The organism is Brucella lupini (assembly GCF_002252535.1).
Lineage (GTDB): Bacteria > Pseudomonadota > Alphaproteobacteria > Rhizobiales > Rhizobiaceae > Brucella > Brucella anthropi.
The window spans coordinates 129,937-144,218 of the sequence record NZ_NNRN01000038.1; the positions used below are offsets into that span (position 1 = coordinate 129,937).

Consider the following 14,282-nt stretch of genomic DNA (forward strand, 5'->3'; position numbering starts at 1 on the left):
TCAGCTCCTCTTCAGTTTCGGGTCAAGCGCATCGCGCAGACCGTCGCCAATCAGGTTGATGGCGAGAACAGTAATCAGGATAGCAAGGCCGGGGAAAGTAACGATCCACCAGGCACTCAGGATGAACTCACGCGCTTCGGCAAGCATCGTGCCCCATTCTGGCGTTGGCGGTTGCGCGCCCATGCCAAGAAAGCCCAGAGCCGCAACGTCGAGGATGGCGTTGGAGAACGACATCGTTGCCTGCACCACAAGCGGAGCAAGGCAGTTCGGCAGAATCGTCTTGAACATCAGGCGCAGCTTGCTTGCACCGGCAAGCTTGGCCGCGGTCACATATTCGCGTTCCTTTTCCGCCATGACGGCAGCGCGGGTGAGACGCGAGAAGTGCGGCAGCAGAACCAGCGTGATCGCCAGAACGGCATTGATCAGGCCGGGTCCGAGGATTGCCACCAGAACCAGAGCCAGCAGGAGCGACGGGAATGCCAGGATAACGTCCATGATGCGCATGAACACCGTATCGACGCCGCCACCGAAATAGCCGGTGATGAGGCCGATGGTGATGCCGAGGCACATCGAAATAATGACGATAACAAAGCCCACGAGCAGCGAATACTGCGCGCCATAGATCAGGCGGGACAGAATATCACGCCCGACAGCATCCGTTCCCAGAAGGAACTGGGTCGAACCGCCATCTTCCCAGAAGGGTGGAACCTTCACGAATTGACGGAACTGTTCCGTAGGATCGTGCGGCGCAATCAATGGAGCGAAGATCGCCACCAGAATAATCGCGAGGAATACGAAAAGACCGATCACAGCGCCACGGTTGACGCTGAAATAAAACCAGAAGTCCTTCAGCGCACGCATCTTGCCAATGTCGTTCGCGGCTTCCGGCTGAATAGCTGAGTGTGTCATGATACCCTCACTTGTGCCGGATACGCGGATTGATAAGGCCGTACAGCAGATCCACGACCAGATTCACCAGCATGATGATGAATGCAATCAGCAGCAGTCCGCTTTGCACGACCGGATAATCGCGACGGAAAATGGAATCGAGCATCCATTTGCCGATACCGGGCCATGAGAAGATCGTCTCGGTCAGGATCGCACCAGCCATCAGAACGCCGACCTGCAGGCCGATGGTCGTGATAACAGGGATCATCGCGTTGCGAAGTGCGTGCAGTCCGACAACGCGACGAACCGGCAGGCCCTTGGCGCGAGCGGTGCGCACATAGTCCTCGCCTAAAACTTCCAGCATGGCGGAGCGGGTCTGACGCGCGATAACGGCGAGCGGAATGGTCGCAAGCACGATGGTCGGCAGGATGAGATGCGAGACCGCCGAGGCGAAAGCGCCCTTCTGATCCGACAGCAGACTGTCGATCAGCATGAAACCGGTCACAGGCGGGAAGAAATAGAGCAGCGATATACGACCGGAAACCGGTGTCCACTGCAGCACGCCCGAGAAGAAAATGATGAGCAGCAGCGCCCACCAGAAAATCGGCATCGAATAACCGACCAGCGAAATGCCCATCAGGCCCTGATCGAACCACGAACCGCGCTTGACAGCAGCGATGACGCCGGCAGGAATGCCAAGGAGAATAGCCACGATGATCGCGCAGATGGACAACTCGACAGTTGCAGGAAACAGCGCGAAAAATTCGACGAGAACAGGCTTCTTGGTCACCAGAGACTGACCGAAATCGCCATGCAGCAGGTTCCAGACATAGTCCAGATATTGCTGCCAGATCGGGCGATCGAACCCAAGTTGCGCCATCAGCTCGGCATGGCGCTCAGGGCTTACGCCGCGTTCGCCGGCCATCAGTAGCACAGGATCGCCGGGAAGAACCCGGACGAAGGCGAAGGCTACGATTGTAATGCCTATGAAGGTCGGAACCAGATAGACGAGTTTGTTGAATATGAAACGGAACATACAAAAACTCCGACCGGGTGCAGGGGATCACCCTACACCCGGCCGCTTGTGTTGTCAGATTTTACTCGGAAATATCAACGTCTTCGAAGCGATAATCGCCGAGCGGGCTCTGTTTGAAGCCCGTAACCTTGGCCGACATCGGCACAAAGACCGTCGAGTGAGCAAGCGTATTCCAAGGAGCCTGCTCCTTAAAGATTACCTGTGCTTCTTCGTAAAGCTTCGTGCGCTCTTCCTGGCTGGTCGAAACCTTGGCCTTCTGGATCAGGTCTTCGAACGGCTTGTAGCACCACTGGGCGCGGTTGTTATTGCCAACACCGGCGCAGCCGAGAAGCGTACCCAGGAAGTTGTCCGGATCGCCGTTGTCACCGGTCCAGCCGAGGATGACGGAGCCGTCGCGGTCCTTGTCAGACGACTTCTTGAGGTATTCACCCCATTCCATCGAAACGATTTCAGCACTGACGCCAACTTTGGCCAGATCGGACTGCATGAGTTCAGCAGTACGACGTGCGTTCGGCATGTACGGGCGGCTGACAGGCATGGCCCACAGCTTCATCTTCAGATCCTTGACGCCAGCGGCTTCGAGAGCCTTCTTGGCAGCTTCCGGATCGTACTTGTCGTCCTCGACCTTGTCGTTGTAGCCCCACATTGTCGGCGGGATCGGGTTCTTGGCAACCTGACCCTGACCCTGGAACACGGCATCGACGATGGCCTGCTTGTTGATAGCCTGGTTCAGCGCCTTGCGCACTTCCGGCTTGTCATAAGGTGCCTTCAGCGTGTTGTACGCGAAGTAAGCCACATTGAGGCCAGCCTGTTCGTCAACCTTGAGGTTGGAATCGGCCTGCAGGCCCTTGATGTCTGCCGGAGCGGGATAGGACATCAGGTGGCATTCGCCAGCCTTGAGCTTCTGCGCGCGAACAGCAGGATCGGTCGTGATTGCGAAGACGAGATCGTCGATCTTCGGCTTGCCACCCCAATAGTTTTCGTTGGCCTTGAAGCGGACGACGGCGTCCTTCTGGTAGGCAACGAACTGGAAAGGACCAGTGCCGACCGGAACCTGATTGAGATCGTCCTTCTTGCCGTCGGCGGCAAGCTTGTCCGTGTATTCCTTCGAAATGATCGAAGCGAAAGGCATCGAGATATTTGCGAGGAACGGTGCTTCTGGACGGTTCAGCACAAACTTGACGGTATAATCGTCAACCTTGGTGATTTCCTTGATCAGCGCACCCATTTCCATGCTGTCGAAATATTCGTAGGTGATGCCAGCGGTGTACTGGTGCCAAGGATTGTCCTTGTTGCGCATGCGATCAAACGAGAAAATCACGTCGTCGGCGTTGAAATCACGGGTCGGCGTGAAATAGTCGTTCGAATGGAACTTGACGCCCTTGCGCAGATGGAAGGTGTATTCCAGACCATCGGCGGAAACATCCCAGCTTTCTGCGAGACCCGGCACAACTTTCGTCGTTCCGTTTTCGAATTCGGCAAGGCGGTTGTAGACCGGATGCGCCGAGGCATCGAACGTATCGCCGCCGGTATAGGCAGCCGGATCGAAGCCTTCAGGCGAAGCCGGCGAGCAATATACAAAGGTCTTTGCCGATGCAGCACCGCTCATCAGAGCCACCAGCGCGGTTGCTGCCAGGAGTTTTTGGTAGAATTTCATTATTGTCCGCCTCCACGGAAAAGCATGCCGCGCGCACCCCATTGCCCGCAGCTTGCGCTTATCGAAACGCGTGGACTGTCACTTTGCAAGCGCAATCTGTAGAACCAGTTCACATTCTCAACGGGTTTTGGCCCCAATGGTTAGATTTTTATTCCATCAATCGACGCAATTTCGAAATATTGCGCTAAAGCCCCTTGATTTATAATATTATTCGCACGCATTTTGCATGGGATAATGCAACTTATGCATCACCGACTCAGGCGCGACATCAATGCGGCCGATCAATCGGAAATTGCTTGCAGTTTTGAACGTCCGGCATAAGGACTCCACCGAATTCGCTGGCTCTATCGAATAAGGCACAGTATTAAGTGGATAATATTTGTCATATTTGAGTCTGACAGCCATGCCTGAAACCAATCCAATTCGCCCGACCACGCCTGAAGCCATTCAGCTTGCCAAAACCCTGTTGCGGACATCGCGCTACGGTGCCATCGCCGTTTTCGACGCTGCGACCGGCAGGCCACTGGCAAGTCGTGTCTCCGTAGCGACGGATATGGACGGAACGCCTCTCATCCTGGTTTCCGGATTGGCGGCACACACACCGGGGCTGCTGGCAAACCCGGCCTGCTCGCTTCTGCTCGGCGAGGTTGGCAAGGGAGACCCCCTCGCCCATGCGCGCGTCACGCTTCATTGTCAGGCCCGGAAAGTTGAGAGAACAGCGGCTGACTACCCCCGCATTCGGCGACGCTATCTCAATCACAATCCGAAGGGTTCGCTTTATGTGGATCTCGGAGACTTTGTCTTTTTCCGGCTTGAACTGGAAAGCGCCAGCTTGAATGGTGGCTTTGGCAAGGCATTCAACCTGACACAGGACGACTTGCTCTGCGCAGCGTCGATCAGCGCGGACTTTGCCGAAAGCGAGCAAAATGCGCTCGACAGCATGAACGAGTATCACGCACCAAAAATTGCGCAAATTGCTCAACAGCTTTTAAAAGCAGGAACCGTCAAAGATCAGCAGAAGGTGATAGGATTGGATCCAGATGGCGTCGACATCGCCAATGGCGACCTTGTTCTGCGTTACGTTTTTCCTTCGAATCCACCTTCCGTAAGGGAAGCTGTTACAGCACTGACCAAACAGTAAATAAAGCCCCCTGAAACAAAACCGCATTTTTTTGGGACGAAATTGCACGTCTTTATACTGGATTGAATATAAGCAAGGGCTTTTCAAATTCTGCATATGGCATTATTTTCAATATGCATGCTTATGAAAATTCGCATGTATATTTTTAACTTTGTCGAGTCTTACGGGGGTATGACGGCAAATGAGCAACGAGAATACTTTCTTTGATTTAATTGAAAATGTAGATCAGGCTGCCGACTTCCTGTCGGCACTTGCTAACAATAAGCGATTACTAATTTTATGTAAGTTGCTTCATAATGAAATGTCGGTAGGTGCGCTTGCCAAGGCGATTGACCTTAGCCAATCCGCCTTGTCTCAGCACCTGGCAAAATTGCGAGCCCTTGACCTCGTTTCTACCCGTCGCGACGCGCAGACCATCTATTATATGGTCTCTTCGCCGCATATCGAGTTGATGTTGTCGACACTTTCAAGTCTGTATATGAGTCCAACACCGCGCAGACATAATCTGGCGGCAGTCGCTCACGCATAATCACATGAGGTCACAGCCGTGCGATGAACCAAGACAATCATTCGCACGGCTGCGTCCAGCAGATCGACGATCCGAACGACATCCGCTTGTCCCCTTATCGCGATATTCGCGAAAAGGATCTTGTAGGACGCCAGCAGCGGTTTATCGCTGAAGGTAAAGTGGTTCTGAACGTCCTGTTCTCATCTTCGGCACGTTTTGAGACAGAATCGCTGCTCGTTCTGGAGAACCGGCTTGCGGGCCTCGGCGAACAACTCAGCCAATTGCCCTCAGAGGTTCCTGTCTATTCCGTTCCACAAACTGTTATGGATGCGGTCGCGGGATTTCATGTCCATCGCGGCATTCTTGCAGTGGGCTGTCGCAAGACGCCGCCAAGCCTTCAGGCAATGCTGGATACCCTGCCCGCAAAATCACTCGTCGTCGTTTTGTGCGGCATTTCCAATCACGACAATGTCGGTTCGATCTTCCGCAATGCCGCCGCTTTCGAAGCCGACTGCGTCCTGATGGACGATACGTGCTGCGACCCGCTTTACCGCAAGGCTATTCGGGTATCAGTCGGCGCCACGCTGAAAGTTCCCTATTTCCACGGTGGAAGCATTGATGAGATCATCGCTGCGCTGGGCGATGCCGACTTCAACCTGCTTGCGCTCAGCCCGTCATCGTCGCTCAGTGTCTACGATGCGACCAAGCACGGCCGACAGGCGCTCCTGCTCGGCACGGAAGGCGAAGGATTACCGCCACGCCTGCTTGAGAAGCTGCAAACAGCGCGAATTCCCATGTCCACTGCGTTCGACAGCCTGAATGTTGCAACCGCATCCGGCATCGCCTTGTCGCGCTTCAGCAAGTTTCAGTAGATTTCTCGTTTGCCTGACGATGGCAATACCGCTGCTATCAACCGGCCGTCGATGGCTGCCAATCCTGCGGCGATCATTGCCATGCCGATCAAATGCTTGGCTTGCAAAGTCTCGCCAAGAAAGAGCACTCCGAGCAGGATTGCACTAACGGGAATGAGAAACGTCACCAGCATGAGATTGACCGCGCCCGCCGTCGAAAGAATACGGAAAAAGAGAACATAAGCGAGTGCTGTTGAAAGAAGCGCAATACCGGCCAGCGCTCCCCAGACTGCCGCGCTCGGAGCGGCCAGCGTCCAGGGATGATCGACCAACAAAGCCACCGGAATGAGCATGACGGTCGTGGCCGTCACCTGGCCGGTAGCGGTTATCAACGGCGCGACCCCCATCGCTTTGAAGCGACGACCGAAAATTCCCGCCAGCGAATAAGAAAAAGCAGCACACAGAACCGCAAGCTGCGGCCACAGATTGCCTCCAAGCCCGCTGATGGCATCGGGTCCGATCATGATTGCTACACCGCAAAAGCCGATCAAAACGCCAGCAATCTTGTTCCTGGTGATCTTTTCATCCACCGTCAGAAAATGCGCAACAATGACGCCGAAGAGCGGTGTCGTGGCATTGAGGATGGAAGCCAGCCCGCTGGCAATCTGGGTCTGCCCCCAGACGATGAGACAGAAAGGCAGCAGATTATTGAGAAAGCCCATTCCGAAAAACGCCAGCCATACACGGCGGTCTTTTGGCAGCGACAGGCCCATCATGCGAATCAATACGACCAAAGCGAGCGCAGCCAGCCCCACCCGTAGCGTGACGATACTGAAAGGCGGCAATTCTCGAACAGCAATGCCGTTGAAGAAGAATGAACCGCCCCAGAGAACGGAAAGAACAAGAAGCATCGCCCATTCCTTCCACCCCATCATTTTCTGCGCCGTCATCTTCAAGACCTCTGAAGCCAAAGCTTGGAGTGCATCCCGAAAAGCGTGAAACGGTTTTCGGATAAGATGCGCATCAAAACAAAAAGTTGGAGCGCCGATCTGATTCGGCCGGATCAAAACGCGCTCAAAATACCGCTCACTATGAGCTTAGACGCAGCCAGTGCAATTGACTTCCCGTTTGTCGCTTTCAAACTCTGGAGCATGTATCTCGAAAGTGGAAACCGGATTCGGAATAAAGACATGCATAACAACGAATGCTCTAACTGAGATAGCATCTTGCTGACAGACATAAAAAAAGCGGATGCTCTCGCACCCGCTTTTCATTCATCGATCAGAAAAAGCTTCAAGCTGCCGAGGCACTTGCCGTGTTGGCGACAAGGCGGCGCAACATCTCTTCTGCCTGCGGCTCGCGTTCCGAACGGCCAATAAAGCCGCCGCCAAAGACGCGCGCAGTGTTGCTTTCATCGGAATAAAGCACACAGGCCTGTCCCGGAGCGATACCGCTTTCACCATCGACCAGCTCAACCCAGGTCTGGCCATCGGCATGGCGCAGCACGGCAGGGCGTGGCGGTCGAGTCGAGCGAACCTTCGCGAATACTTCCATTCCGCCTTCAGGCAAATCGCTGATCGGCGCATCGCCCAGCCAGTTGATGTCGCGCAGGAAGACTTTGTGCGTTTCCAGCGCTTCACGCGGACCGACGATAACCCGCGCATTGGCGGCATCAAGATGCACGACATAAAGCGGTTCACCCGTGGCAACGCCAATGCCACGGCGCTGGCCAACGGTGTAATGCACAATGCCATCGTGACGACCGAGCGTACGGCCATCGATATGGACAATATCGCCGGGATTGGCCGCTTCCGGCTTCAGTTTGGAGATAATGTCGGAATATTTGCCCTGCGGCACGAAGCAAATGTCCTGGCTGTCCTGTTTCTTGGCGACAGTCAGGCCCATTTCCTCTGCAATTTCACGCACCTGTGCCTTCGGCAGATGACCGAGCGGGAAGCGCAGATAATCGATCTGCTCCTGCGTGGTTGCAAACAGGAAATAGCTCTGGTCGCGATCCGTATCGACCGGACGATAAAGCGCACGGTGCGCACCATTGGCGCGGCTGCGAATGTAATGTCCTGTCGCCAGCGCGTCGGCGCCAAGATCGCGTGCGGTCTGGAGAAGATCGGCGAACTTGACCGTCTGGTTACAGGAGACGCATGGAATCGGTGTTTCGCCGCTGACATAGGAATTCGCAAATGGATCGATCACAGCTTCGCGGAAGCGCGCTTCGTAATCGAGAACATAATGCGGAATGCCGAGACTTTCCGAAACGCGGCGGGCATCTTCGATGTCCTGTCCCGCACAGCAGGAACCAGCGCGATGAACGGCTGCGCCATGATCATAAAGCTGCAGCGTCACGCCAACGACATCGTAACCTTCACGTTTGAGAATCCCGGCCACAACAGATGAATCGACGCCGCCCGACATGGCGACGACAACGCGCGTGTCTTCCGGCTTTCCCGGCAGATCGAGGCTGTTCAGGCTCATGATTGATTCCAGCTTCCGGGCATACGCCCTGCTTCTCAAAATTTAGATTTCTGCGCCCTATATAGGCTAAAGTGCGGCAATTTGCCAAGGGTCCGGGAACAATCATTGTCCAGATTGCGACAGGCAAGGCACACTTCCCCGTGAGGTTTTCCAGACATATGTCGCAAAAACGCCGGCAATAGGGCGAAAACGAAAATTTTTCCAAGTCTTACCAGAGAGTTACCAGCTGCTTAGGTAATTTTTAAAGCTGTCGCGTTAGTCTCACACTCGATTAGGTCCTTGAGTGTTGTGTAGAGAGTACAATGACCGATCTGGTAAGACCGCGTATAAAATATGTTATCGGTCCTGATGGCAGCCCGCTGACCATCGCGGACCTTCCCCCCGCCAATACAAGGCGCTGGGTCATCCGCCGCAAGGCCGAAGTTGTCGCTGCTGTTCGCGGCGGACTTCTGAGCCTTGAGGAGGCATGCCAGCGTTATACATTGACGGTGGAGGAGTTCCTTGGCTGGCAATCCTCGATCGACGAGCATGGTCTCGCCGGTCTCAGGACCACCAGAATACAACAATATCGTCACTAAGACCTGTCTCGCCAAAACCGGGACAGGTTTTGGAAGGACGGGGATCATGGCCTCGGTGGAGCAATATCTTCCGCGCTTGTCATGGATCGACAAATCGAAAACCGGCCCACGTGGCCGGTTTTTATTTGCACATTCCGTTCCTATGTTGTGAACTTGATGCGTTGATCAGGACACGTATTTGTTCAGGAGGATGGCATGAGCGGGACTATCGAGATTCGCAAGGAAGACAGCTCCGACGGCGGACGCTATGCGGCTGTTCTTGACGGCAGCGAAGCCGAAATGACCTATACGAAGCTTGGTCCCTCATTGATTTCCATCGACCACACTTTCGTGCCGGATACGATGCGTGGCAAAGGCGTCGCGCAGGCGCTTGCCAAGAATGCCGTTCTGGACGCGCGGCGCAGCGGATGGAAAATCATCCCGCGCTGCAGCTTCATGCACGCGCAGGCGATGCGTCATCCCGACTGGTCGGATGTTTTCGGCAAGGAATAATTGCGAACTAAAGCATGTCTCCCAAAAGTGGGAACCGCCTTCGCGGGGAAATCAGTCCACTGGGCTGATTTCTGATTTCGCAACAATGGGATAAAGATGCACGTAAAAACAAAGAGATAGAGCATTTCCAACGATTCGATTTAAACTGGAAATGCTCTATTGCAGGTCGCGAATGCGGCGCGCCAGACTTTTGGGGCCGGATTTCTTGTCTTTTCCTGTGTCAGATTTTTCTGCCGCTTCAAGAATTGAATGGATCGGAGATTCCGGTCCTTCTTTTTCAGCGGTCGCAGCCACCATGCGGGCGGCGAGCACGGCCATTTCTTCACGAAGCGCTGCATTCTCGCGTTCGATTTCGGCCAACTCGGGGCTGTCACTCGCGCCAGCATTCTTACGGCTATAGCGCTCGATTTTTTCCTGCGCGTCGGAAAGCTCGGATATCAGCTTTTCAAGCTTCTGCTGCAGTTCACCATTGCGCCGCTTTTCGCTTTTCAGTTCCGTTTGTGCAGAGGTCAACTGGGTCGAAACTTCGTTGTAACGTGCTGCGGCTTCCTTGCGATCTCGACGCATTTCAGTCATCTCGTTTGTCAGACGGCTGTACTCCGTCTCGCTTCCACTTATTTCGATACGCAAGGTATCGGCCAGTCCCTCGAGCGCGCTGTAGTGGCTTTGCATCCGTTCCAGTTCCGCCTGGAGGATTTCTGCCTTTTCCAGCGCCGTGTCACGCGCCGTCTCGGCTTCTTTCGTCACCCGCTCGTGCTCTTCCAGTTGCTTGTCGATCTCAGCCTGGCTTTCTTCGAGCAGCGGAATGCGTTTCAGCTCTTCATATTGCCGGGCGAGCGTCACCTTCTGTTCCGCGTTCTTGTGGCGTTCGAGCTTCAGCAATTGTTCCTGACGGCTGACCGCAACGGCGTGTTCGGCGCGCAACCCGTCGCGGTCGGCACGTATCTCGGCCAGCGTTATCGGCAGTTCCGCCTGAACCTGCCGGCGCGCCAGAAAAAAGGCGCGGCGCCAGACCGAAGGGCCGAGCAGAACCACGACGAAAACTGTCACAAGAACGCCGAATATGAAAAAGAGAGCGGACTGGATCACGATTTCAAATAGGCCCGAACGGTTTCAGACAAGTATTTCCTATTCATAGTGCGCAATCGACCGTCTTTCCAGCCAGCTAAAACAATCTCCGGCTGAAAAGACACCTATGCGCAACTCATCCTTAAAACGGATTCCACGTCGGCGCAGCGGACAGCTTCAGATAACCGATATTCACGCCCAGCCTCGCGCCCACACCGGTGCGGATCGGCACCAGCATGATGTTCTCGCGTTTCAGGACGTTGAAGCCGACACCCGCAATGACATAGGCAGAGCCTGCAACACCGGCATAACGACCGTAAAGGTTCTGGATGTCGTCGAGATTGTAGACGAGCATCATCACACGAGAACCCTGCCCGCCGAAATCCCAGCCAAGCGAAGGGCCTTGCCAGTAGGTCTTATGGTCGCCTGCGTTCTTGGTATAGAGCGTGCCTTCGCCGTAGGTCAGGCCACCGATGAAAGCGCCGGAGCCTTCTTCACCAAGAATATAGCCGTTGGGCAGACCAAAACTCTGGAACGCCTTTTCGACCGCGCTTGCGATGCCACCCGAAGTCGACCCGAAGAACCTGTGACCAGATTCGACGATTTCCTCGGCAGTGTATGTATTCTGTGCTCTGGCCTGATTTGGCAGAGCGATGAAAGAAACAAACAGCGCCGCAAAAAACGCAACGAAGCACGCCGCATTGCGGAATCTGATTTGCGACAGGGATTGTATGGCCATGTAAAATTCCTTTTGGCTCTCCGCTCCTCTGTCTGACGGCCCTGTTAAAAGCCAGACCACGTCTCTTACGGACATTTCGGTCGAATCGCGCCTATTTTAGACCCGAATTTATTGTCCAAACCTTTAAGCATCGAAATTGGCTTTACGAAGGCATACGATTTCCAGCTTTTCACACTGATGTGAGGGAATGCCGGAGCCCGAAAGAACCGAAAAGAGAGCTTTGTTGCGGCGGTCCGATGGCGCGTGTATCCAGTTAAATCGACATTCCGGGCGATTCGCCCACCTTCATGCAGCGCGCAAACTCTGGCTTTGCGAACTGTCTCGTTAACCGATAACGGTCTGCTCACCCAACACGCTGGGACGAGCGGGATCGATCCGCGTTCCGGAGAAAACGCCATGCCAATGCCCGTTACCCTTTCTGCGCTCGACCTCGGTGCGCTTCTGTGCAGCAGGATCTGTCATGACATCATTTCGCCGGTTGGCGCGATCAATAACGGTCTGGAACTGCTGGAAGAAGGCGGAGCCGACGAAGACGCCATGGCGCTCATCAAGTCGAGCGCCCGCAATGCCTCCGCCCGCCTTCAGTTTGCCCGCATCGCTTTTGGCGCTGCAGGTTCGGCTGGCGTGCAGATAGACACAGGCGATGCACAGAACGTCGCCACTGAATATTTCAAGAACGAAAAGCCGGAATTCACTTGGGAAGGCACGCGTGTCCTTCTGCCCAAGAACAAGGTCAAGCTGCTTCTGAACATGCTTCTGATCGGCAATGCAGCCATACCACGTGGCGGCTCACTGGCTGTGCGCCTCGAAGGCGGAGATACCGAACCGCGCTTCGTCATCACCGTGAAGGGTCGTATGCTGCGCGTTCCACCGAAGTTCCTTGAGCTTCACTCGGGTGCTGCCCCGGAAGAGCCGATCGACGCCCATTCCGTCCAGCCTTACTACACTCTGCTTCTGGCCGAAGAAGCCGGTATGAAGATTTCCATCCACGCCACTGCGGAAGACATCGTATTTTCTGCTGAATAAGCGCCCCTGAGCGCGGGGCCGACCCGCGCTCACACTGGCAAACAGTCATAAAACCCTCTATCAGTCAGGCAACGCATTTCCGGTGAGGATATGCGTCAGAAGATATTCAGCGAAGGCGTGACAGCCAACACGCATTTGTGGAGGGGGACTGCATGGCGAATGAACCAATGACAGGTTATTGCCTGCTGGTCGACGATTCCTCCGTCATTCGCAAAGTCGCGCGCCGCGTCCTTTCCGAAACCATTGCAGAATTTGCTGAGGCCTCAACCGGCCGGGAAGCGCTCGAAACCTGTTTTGCGCGCATGCCAGACGTCGTTCTGCTCGACTATGACCTTCCGGACATGACAGCGCTGGAGGTCGTAACCGAGCTCCGCGCCATGCCGGGCGGCGGCCGCCCCCGCATCATCCTGTGTCTTTATGAACTCGATGTGACCCGCATTATGCGGGCGAAGCGCGCAGGCGCCAATGGCTACATCCTGAAGCCGTTTGACCGCGCCTATCTCACCGAACAATTTTCAGGCATCCTGTCCGCCTAAATCCGAAAGCAGTCCCCAAAAAGCAAAAGCTCCGCCGAAGCGGAGCTTTTTACATTTCGAAGCCTGTTGCCGATCAGGCGCTTTCGCGCATTTCCGCATCCGGCTCACGCAGCACATAGCCGCGACCCCAGACAGTCTCGATGTAGCTCTGGCTACCGGAAACAGCGTCAAGCTTCTTGCGCAGCTTGCAGATGAAGACGTCGATGATCTTCAGTTCCGGCTCGTCCATGCCTCCATAGAGATGGTTGAGGAACATTTCCTTGGTGAGCGTCGTACCCTTGCGGAGCGAAAGAAGCTCCAGCATCTGGTATTCCTTGCCGGTCAGATGAACGCGCTGGCCGGAAACTTCGACCGTCTTCGCATCCAGATTGACCACCAGGTCGCCCGTCGTGATGACCGACTGAGCATGCCCCTTGGAACGGCGCACAATCGCATGAATACGTGCGATCAGCTCGTCCTTGTGGAACGGTTTGGTCATGTAGTCATCGGCGCCGAAGCCCAGACCGCGAACCTTGTCCTCGATACCGGCCATGCCGGAAAGGATAAGGATCGGCGTCTTCACCTTGGACAGACGCAAGGTGCGAAGAACTTCGTAACCAGACATATCCGGCAGGTTCAAGTCCAGCAGGATGATATCGTAATCATATAGCTTGCCGAGATCGATGCCTTCTTCGCCCAGATCGGTCGTGTAGACATTAAAACTCTCGGACTTAAGCATCAACTCGATGCTCTGTGCGATAGCACTGTCGTCTTCAATCAAAAGGACGCGCATCTCTTATCCCCTTTCCGCAGCCGACCCGATGTCCCTCACGGCAGCACACGGAACTATCGTTGCCTGTGCATGAAGGTGCCAGCAAATGGTTAACAAAATATGATTCTGCTTGGCAAGCATATTTCTGCCCTGTTTAGAAAATTCTCTTACGCGCCTGAATCATAAAGACATTCTCATTCTGATGACTCTAAAGCATCGCATTAAGAATCTTCGCTAAGCGATTCATCTGACTCTAGCTTTCGCCTGTTGCCGAAAAACCACACGAGGTTTACCGAGCCTTAAGTCCTAACGCGTATGATTAACTTCGCCGGTAAAGGAATGGTTACCAAACGAGCGAATTCTTAACTTTTTGTTTCGCTTGTTGAGCCCTTTCGGAAGAACGGCTGCGATGATTTCCCCTTTAGGGGCTTGGATTCGCAAGGAGATTCGGCGGTGGATCGGGTGCGTTTTGCTCGTTTACACCTGTTAATAAAGTCGGGGGGAACGCCCCAACACATGAA

The 14,282-nt window shown here is 54.6% G+C and carries 15 protein-coding genes; 7 read left to right on the forward strand and 8 right to left on the reverse strand.

What is annotated here, in order from left to right; genetic code table 11:
* The 3 genes from CES86_RS06910 to CES86_RS06920 all read right to left on the reverse strand — a co-directional run bounded on the left by CES86_RS06910 (position 1) and on the right by CES86_RS06920 (position 3,581).
* Positions 1-909 carry an ABC transporter permease subunit gene (locus CES86_RS06910; protein WP_010659568.1) on the reverse strand — a complete coding sequence of 303 codons (909 nt, stop codon included), beginning with the start codon at positions 907-909 and terminating at the stop codon, positions 1-3.
* A 7-nt stretch (positions 910-916) separates the two neighbouring features.
* Positions 917-1,924, reverse strand: coding sequence for an ABC transporter permease subunit (locus tag CES86_RS06915; protein ID WP_010659567.1), 1,008 nt, complete (start codon positions 1,922-1,924; stop codon positions 917-919).
* 61 nt (positions 1,925-1,985) lie between these two features.
* On the reverse strand, positions 1,986-3,581 hold the full coding sequence (locus CES86_RS06920; protein WP_010659566.1) for an ABC transporter substrate-binding protein: 1,596 nt from the start codon (positions 3,579-3,581) through the stop codon (positions 1,986-1,988).
* Positions 3,582-3,984: 403 nt separating this feature from the next.
* Between CES86_RS06920 and CES86_RS06925 the strand changes: the two genes are divergently transcribed.
* From CES86_RS06925 to CES86_RS06935, 3 genes are all read left to right on the forward strand, one after another.
* Entirely contained in the window at positions 3,985-4,722 is a 738-nt protein-coding gene (locus CES86_RS06925) for a HugZ family pyridoxamine 5'-phosphate oxidase (RefSeq protein WP_029929187.1), read from the forward strand.
* A gap of 181 nt (positions 4,723-4,903) precedes the next feature.
* Positions 4,904-5,251: an ArsR/SmtB family transcription factor gene (locus CES86_RS06930; RefSeq protein ID WP_010659564.1), complete on the forward strand. Its 348-nt coding sequence runs from the start codon at positions 4,904-4,906 to the stop codon at positions 5,249-5,251.
* A 23-nt stretch (positions 5,252-5,274) separates the two neighbouring features.
* Positions 5,275-6,102: a TrmH family RNA methyltransferase gene (locus CES86_RS06935; protein WP_029929189.1), complete on the forward strand. Its 828-nt coding sequence runs from the start codon at positions 5,275-5,277 to the stop codon at positions 6,100-6,102.
* On the opposite strand, the gene CES86_RS06940 is transcribed toward CES86_RS06935, so the two are convergent.
* Both CES86_RS06940 and mnmA read right to left on the reverse strand, forming a co-directional pair.
* On the reverse strand, positions 6,096-7,031 hold the full coding sequence (locus tag CES86_RS06940; protein WP_029929190.1) for a DMT family transporter: 936 nt from the start codon (positions 7,029-7,031) through the stop codon (positions 6,096-6,098). The two genes, CES86_RS06935 and CES86_RS06940, sit on opposite strands and share 7 nt — an antisense overlap.
* A gap of 343 nt (positions 7,032-7,374) precedes the next feature.
* On the reverse strand, positions 7,375-8,571 hold the full coding sequence (gene mnmA / locus CES86_RS06950) for a tRNA 2-thiouridine(34) synthase MnmA (protein WP_012091625.1): 1,197 nt from the start codon (positions 8,569-8,571) through the stop codon (positions 7,375-7,377).
* A gap of 302 nt (positions 8,572-8,873) precedes the next feature.
* Between mnmA and sciP the strand changes: the two genes are divergently transcribed.
* Both sciP and CES86_RS06960 read left to right on the forward strand, forming a co-directional pair.
* Positions 8,874-9,149 carry a CtrA inhibitor SciP gene (gene sciP / locus CES86_RS06955; RefSeq protein ID WP_010659559.1) on the forward strand — a complete coding sequence of 92 codons (276 nt, stop codon included), beginning with the start codon at positions 8,874-8,876 and terminating at the stop codon, positions 9,147-9,149.
* 195 nt (positions 9,150-9,344) lie between these two features.
* Positions 9,345-9,641, forward strand: coding sequence for a GNAT family N-acetyltransferase (locus tag CES86_RS06960; RefSeq protein WP_010659558.1), 297 nt, complete (start codon positions 9,345-9,347; stop codon positions 9,639-9,641).
* Between the two features lie 156 nt (positions 9,642-9,797).
* Here CES86_RS06960 and CES86_RS06965 read toward each other — a convergent pair whose 3' ends face one another.
* Both CES86_RS06965 and CES86_RS06970 read right to left on the reverse strand, forming a co-directional pair.
* A complete protein-coding gene (locus tag CES86_RS06965; RefSeq protein ID WP_029376051.1) occupies positions 9,798-10,706 on the reverse strand; it encodes a coiled-coil domain-containing protein in 909 nt (302 codons plus the stop codon).
* Between the two features lie 145 nt (positions 10,707-10,851).
* Entirely contained in the window at positions 10,852-11,448 is a 597-nt protein-coding gene (locus CES86_RS06970; RefSeq protein ID WP_010659556.1) for a DUF1134 domain-containing protein, read from the reverse strand.
* 396 nt (positions 11,449-11,844) lie between these two features.
* Here CES86_RS06970 and chpT point away from each other — a divergent pair, with 396 nt between their 5' ends.
* Together chpT and CES86_RS06980 are read left to right on the forward strand one after the other, a co-directional pair.
* Entirely contained in the window at positions 11,845-12,474 is a 630-nt protein-coding gene (gene chpT / locus CES86_RS06975) for a histidine phosphotransferase ChpT (RefSeq protein WP_006467394.1), read from the forward strand.
* A gap of 152 nt (positions 12,475-12,626) precedes the next feature.
* The gene (locus CES86_RS06980; RefSeq protein WP_094514005.1) at positions 12,627-13,010 is read left to right on the forward strand and encodes a response regulator; all 384 of its coding nucleotides are present in this window, start codon (positions 12,627-12,629) and stop codon (positions 13,008-13,010) included.
* A 73-nt stretch (positions 13,011-13,083) separates the two neighbouring features.
* On the opposite strand, the gene ctrA is transcribed toward CES86_RS06980, so the two are convergent.
* Positions 13,084-13,782, reverse strand: a complete 699-nt coding sequence (gene ctrA, locus CES86_RS06985; RefSeq protein WP_010659553.1) for a response regulator transcription factor CtrA — start codon at positions 13,780-13,782, stop codon at positions 13,084-13,086.
* Between the last annotated feature and the right edge of the window lie 500 nt (positions 13,783-14,282).

Coding starts and splice junctions, on each gene's coding strand:
- CES86_RS06910 (WP_010659568.1), bottom strand. CDS start 909: ATGACACACTCAGCTATTCAGCCGGAAGCCGCGAACGACATTGGCAAG.
- CES86_RS06915 (WP_010659567.1), bottom strand. CDS start 1,924: ATGTTCCGTTTCATATTCAACAAACTCGTCTATCTGGTTCCGACCTTC.
- CES86_RS06920 (WP_010659566.1), bottom strand. CDS start 3,581: ATGAAATTCTACCAAAAACTCCTGGCAGCAACCGCGCTGGTGGCTCTG.
- CES86_RS06925 (WP_029929187.1), top strand. CDS start 3,985: ATGCCTGAAACCAATCCAATTCGCCCGACCACGCCTGAAGCCATTCAG.
- CES86_RS06930 (WP_010659564.1), top strand. CDS start 4,904: ATGAGCAACGAGAATACTTTCTTTGATTTAATTGAAAATGTAGATCAG.
- CES86_RS06935 (WP_029929189.1), top strand. CDS start 5,275: ATGAACCAAGACAATCATTCGCACGGCTGCGTCCAGCAGATCGACGAT.
- CES86_RS06940 (WP_029929190.1), bottom strand. CDS start 7,031: ATGACGGCGCAGAAAATGATGGGGTGGAAGGAATGGGCGATGCTTCTT.
- mnmA (WP_012091625.1), bottom strand. CDS start 8,571: ATGAGCCTGAACAGCCTCGATCTGCCGGGAAAGCCGGAAGACACGCGC.
- sciP (WP_010659559.1), top strand. CDS start 8,874: ATGACCGATCTGGTAAGACCGCGTATAAAATATGTTATCGGTCCTGAT.
- CES86_RS06960 (WP_010659558.1), top strand. CDS start 9,345: ATGAGCGGGACTATCGAGATTCGCAAGGAAGACAGCTCCGACGGCGGA.
- CES86_RS06970 (WP_010659556.1), bottom strand. CDS start 11,448: ATGGCCATACAATCCCTGTCGCAAATCAGATTCCGCAATGCGGCGTGC.
- chpT (WP_006467394.1), top strand. CDS start 11,845: ATGCCAATGCCCGTTACCCTTTCTGCGCTCGACCTCGGTGCGCTTCTG.
- CES86_RS06980 (WP_094514005.1), top strand. CDS start 12,627: ATGGCGAATGAACCAATGACAGGTTATTGCCTGCTGGTCGACGATTCC.
- ctrA (WP_010659553.1), bottom strand. CDS start 13,782: ATGCGCGTCCTTTTGATTGAAGACGACAGTGCTATCGCACAGAGCATC.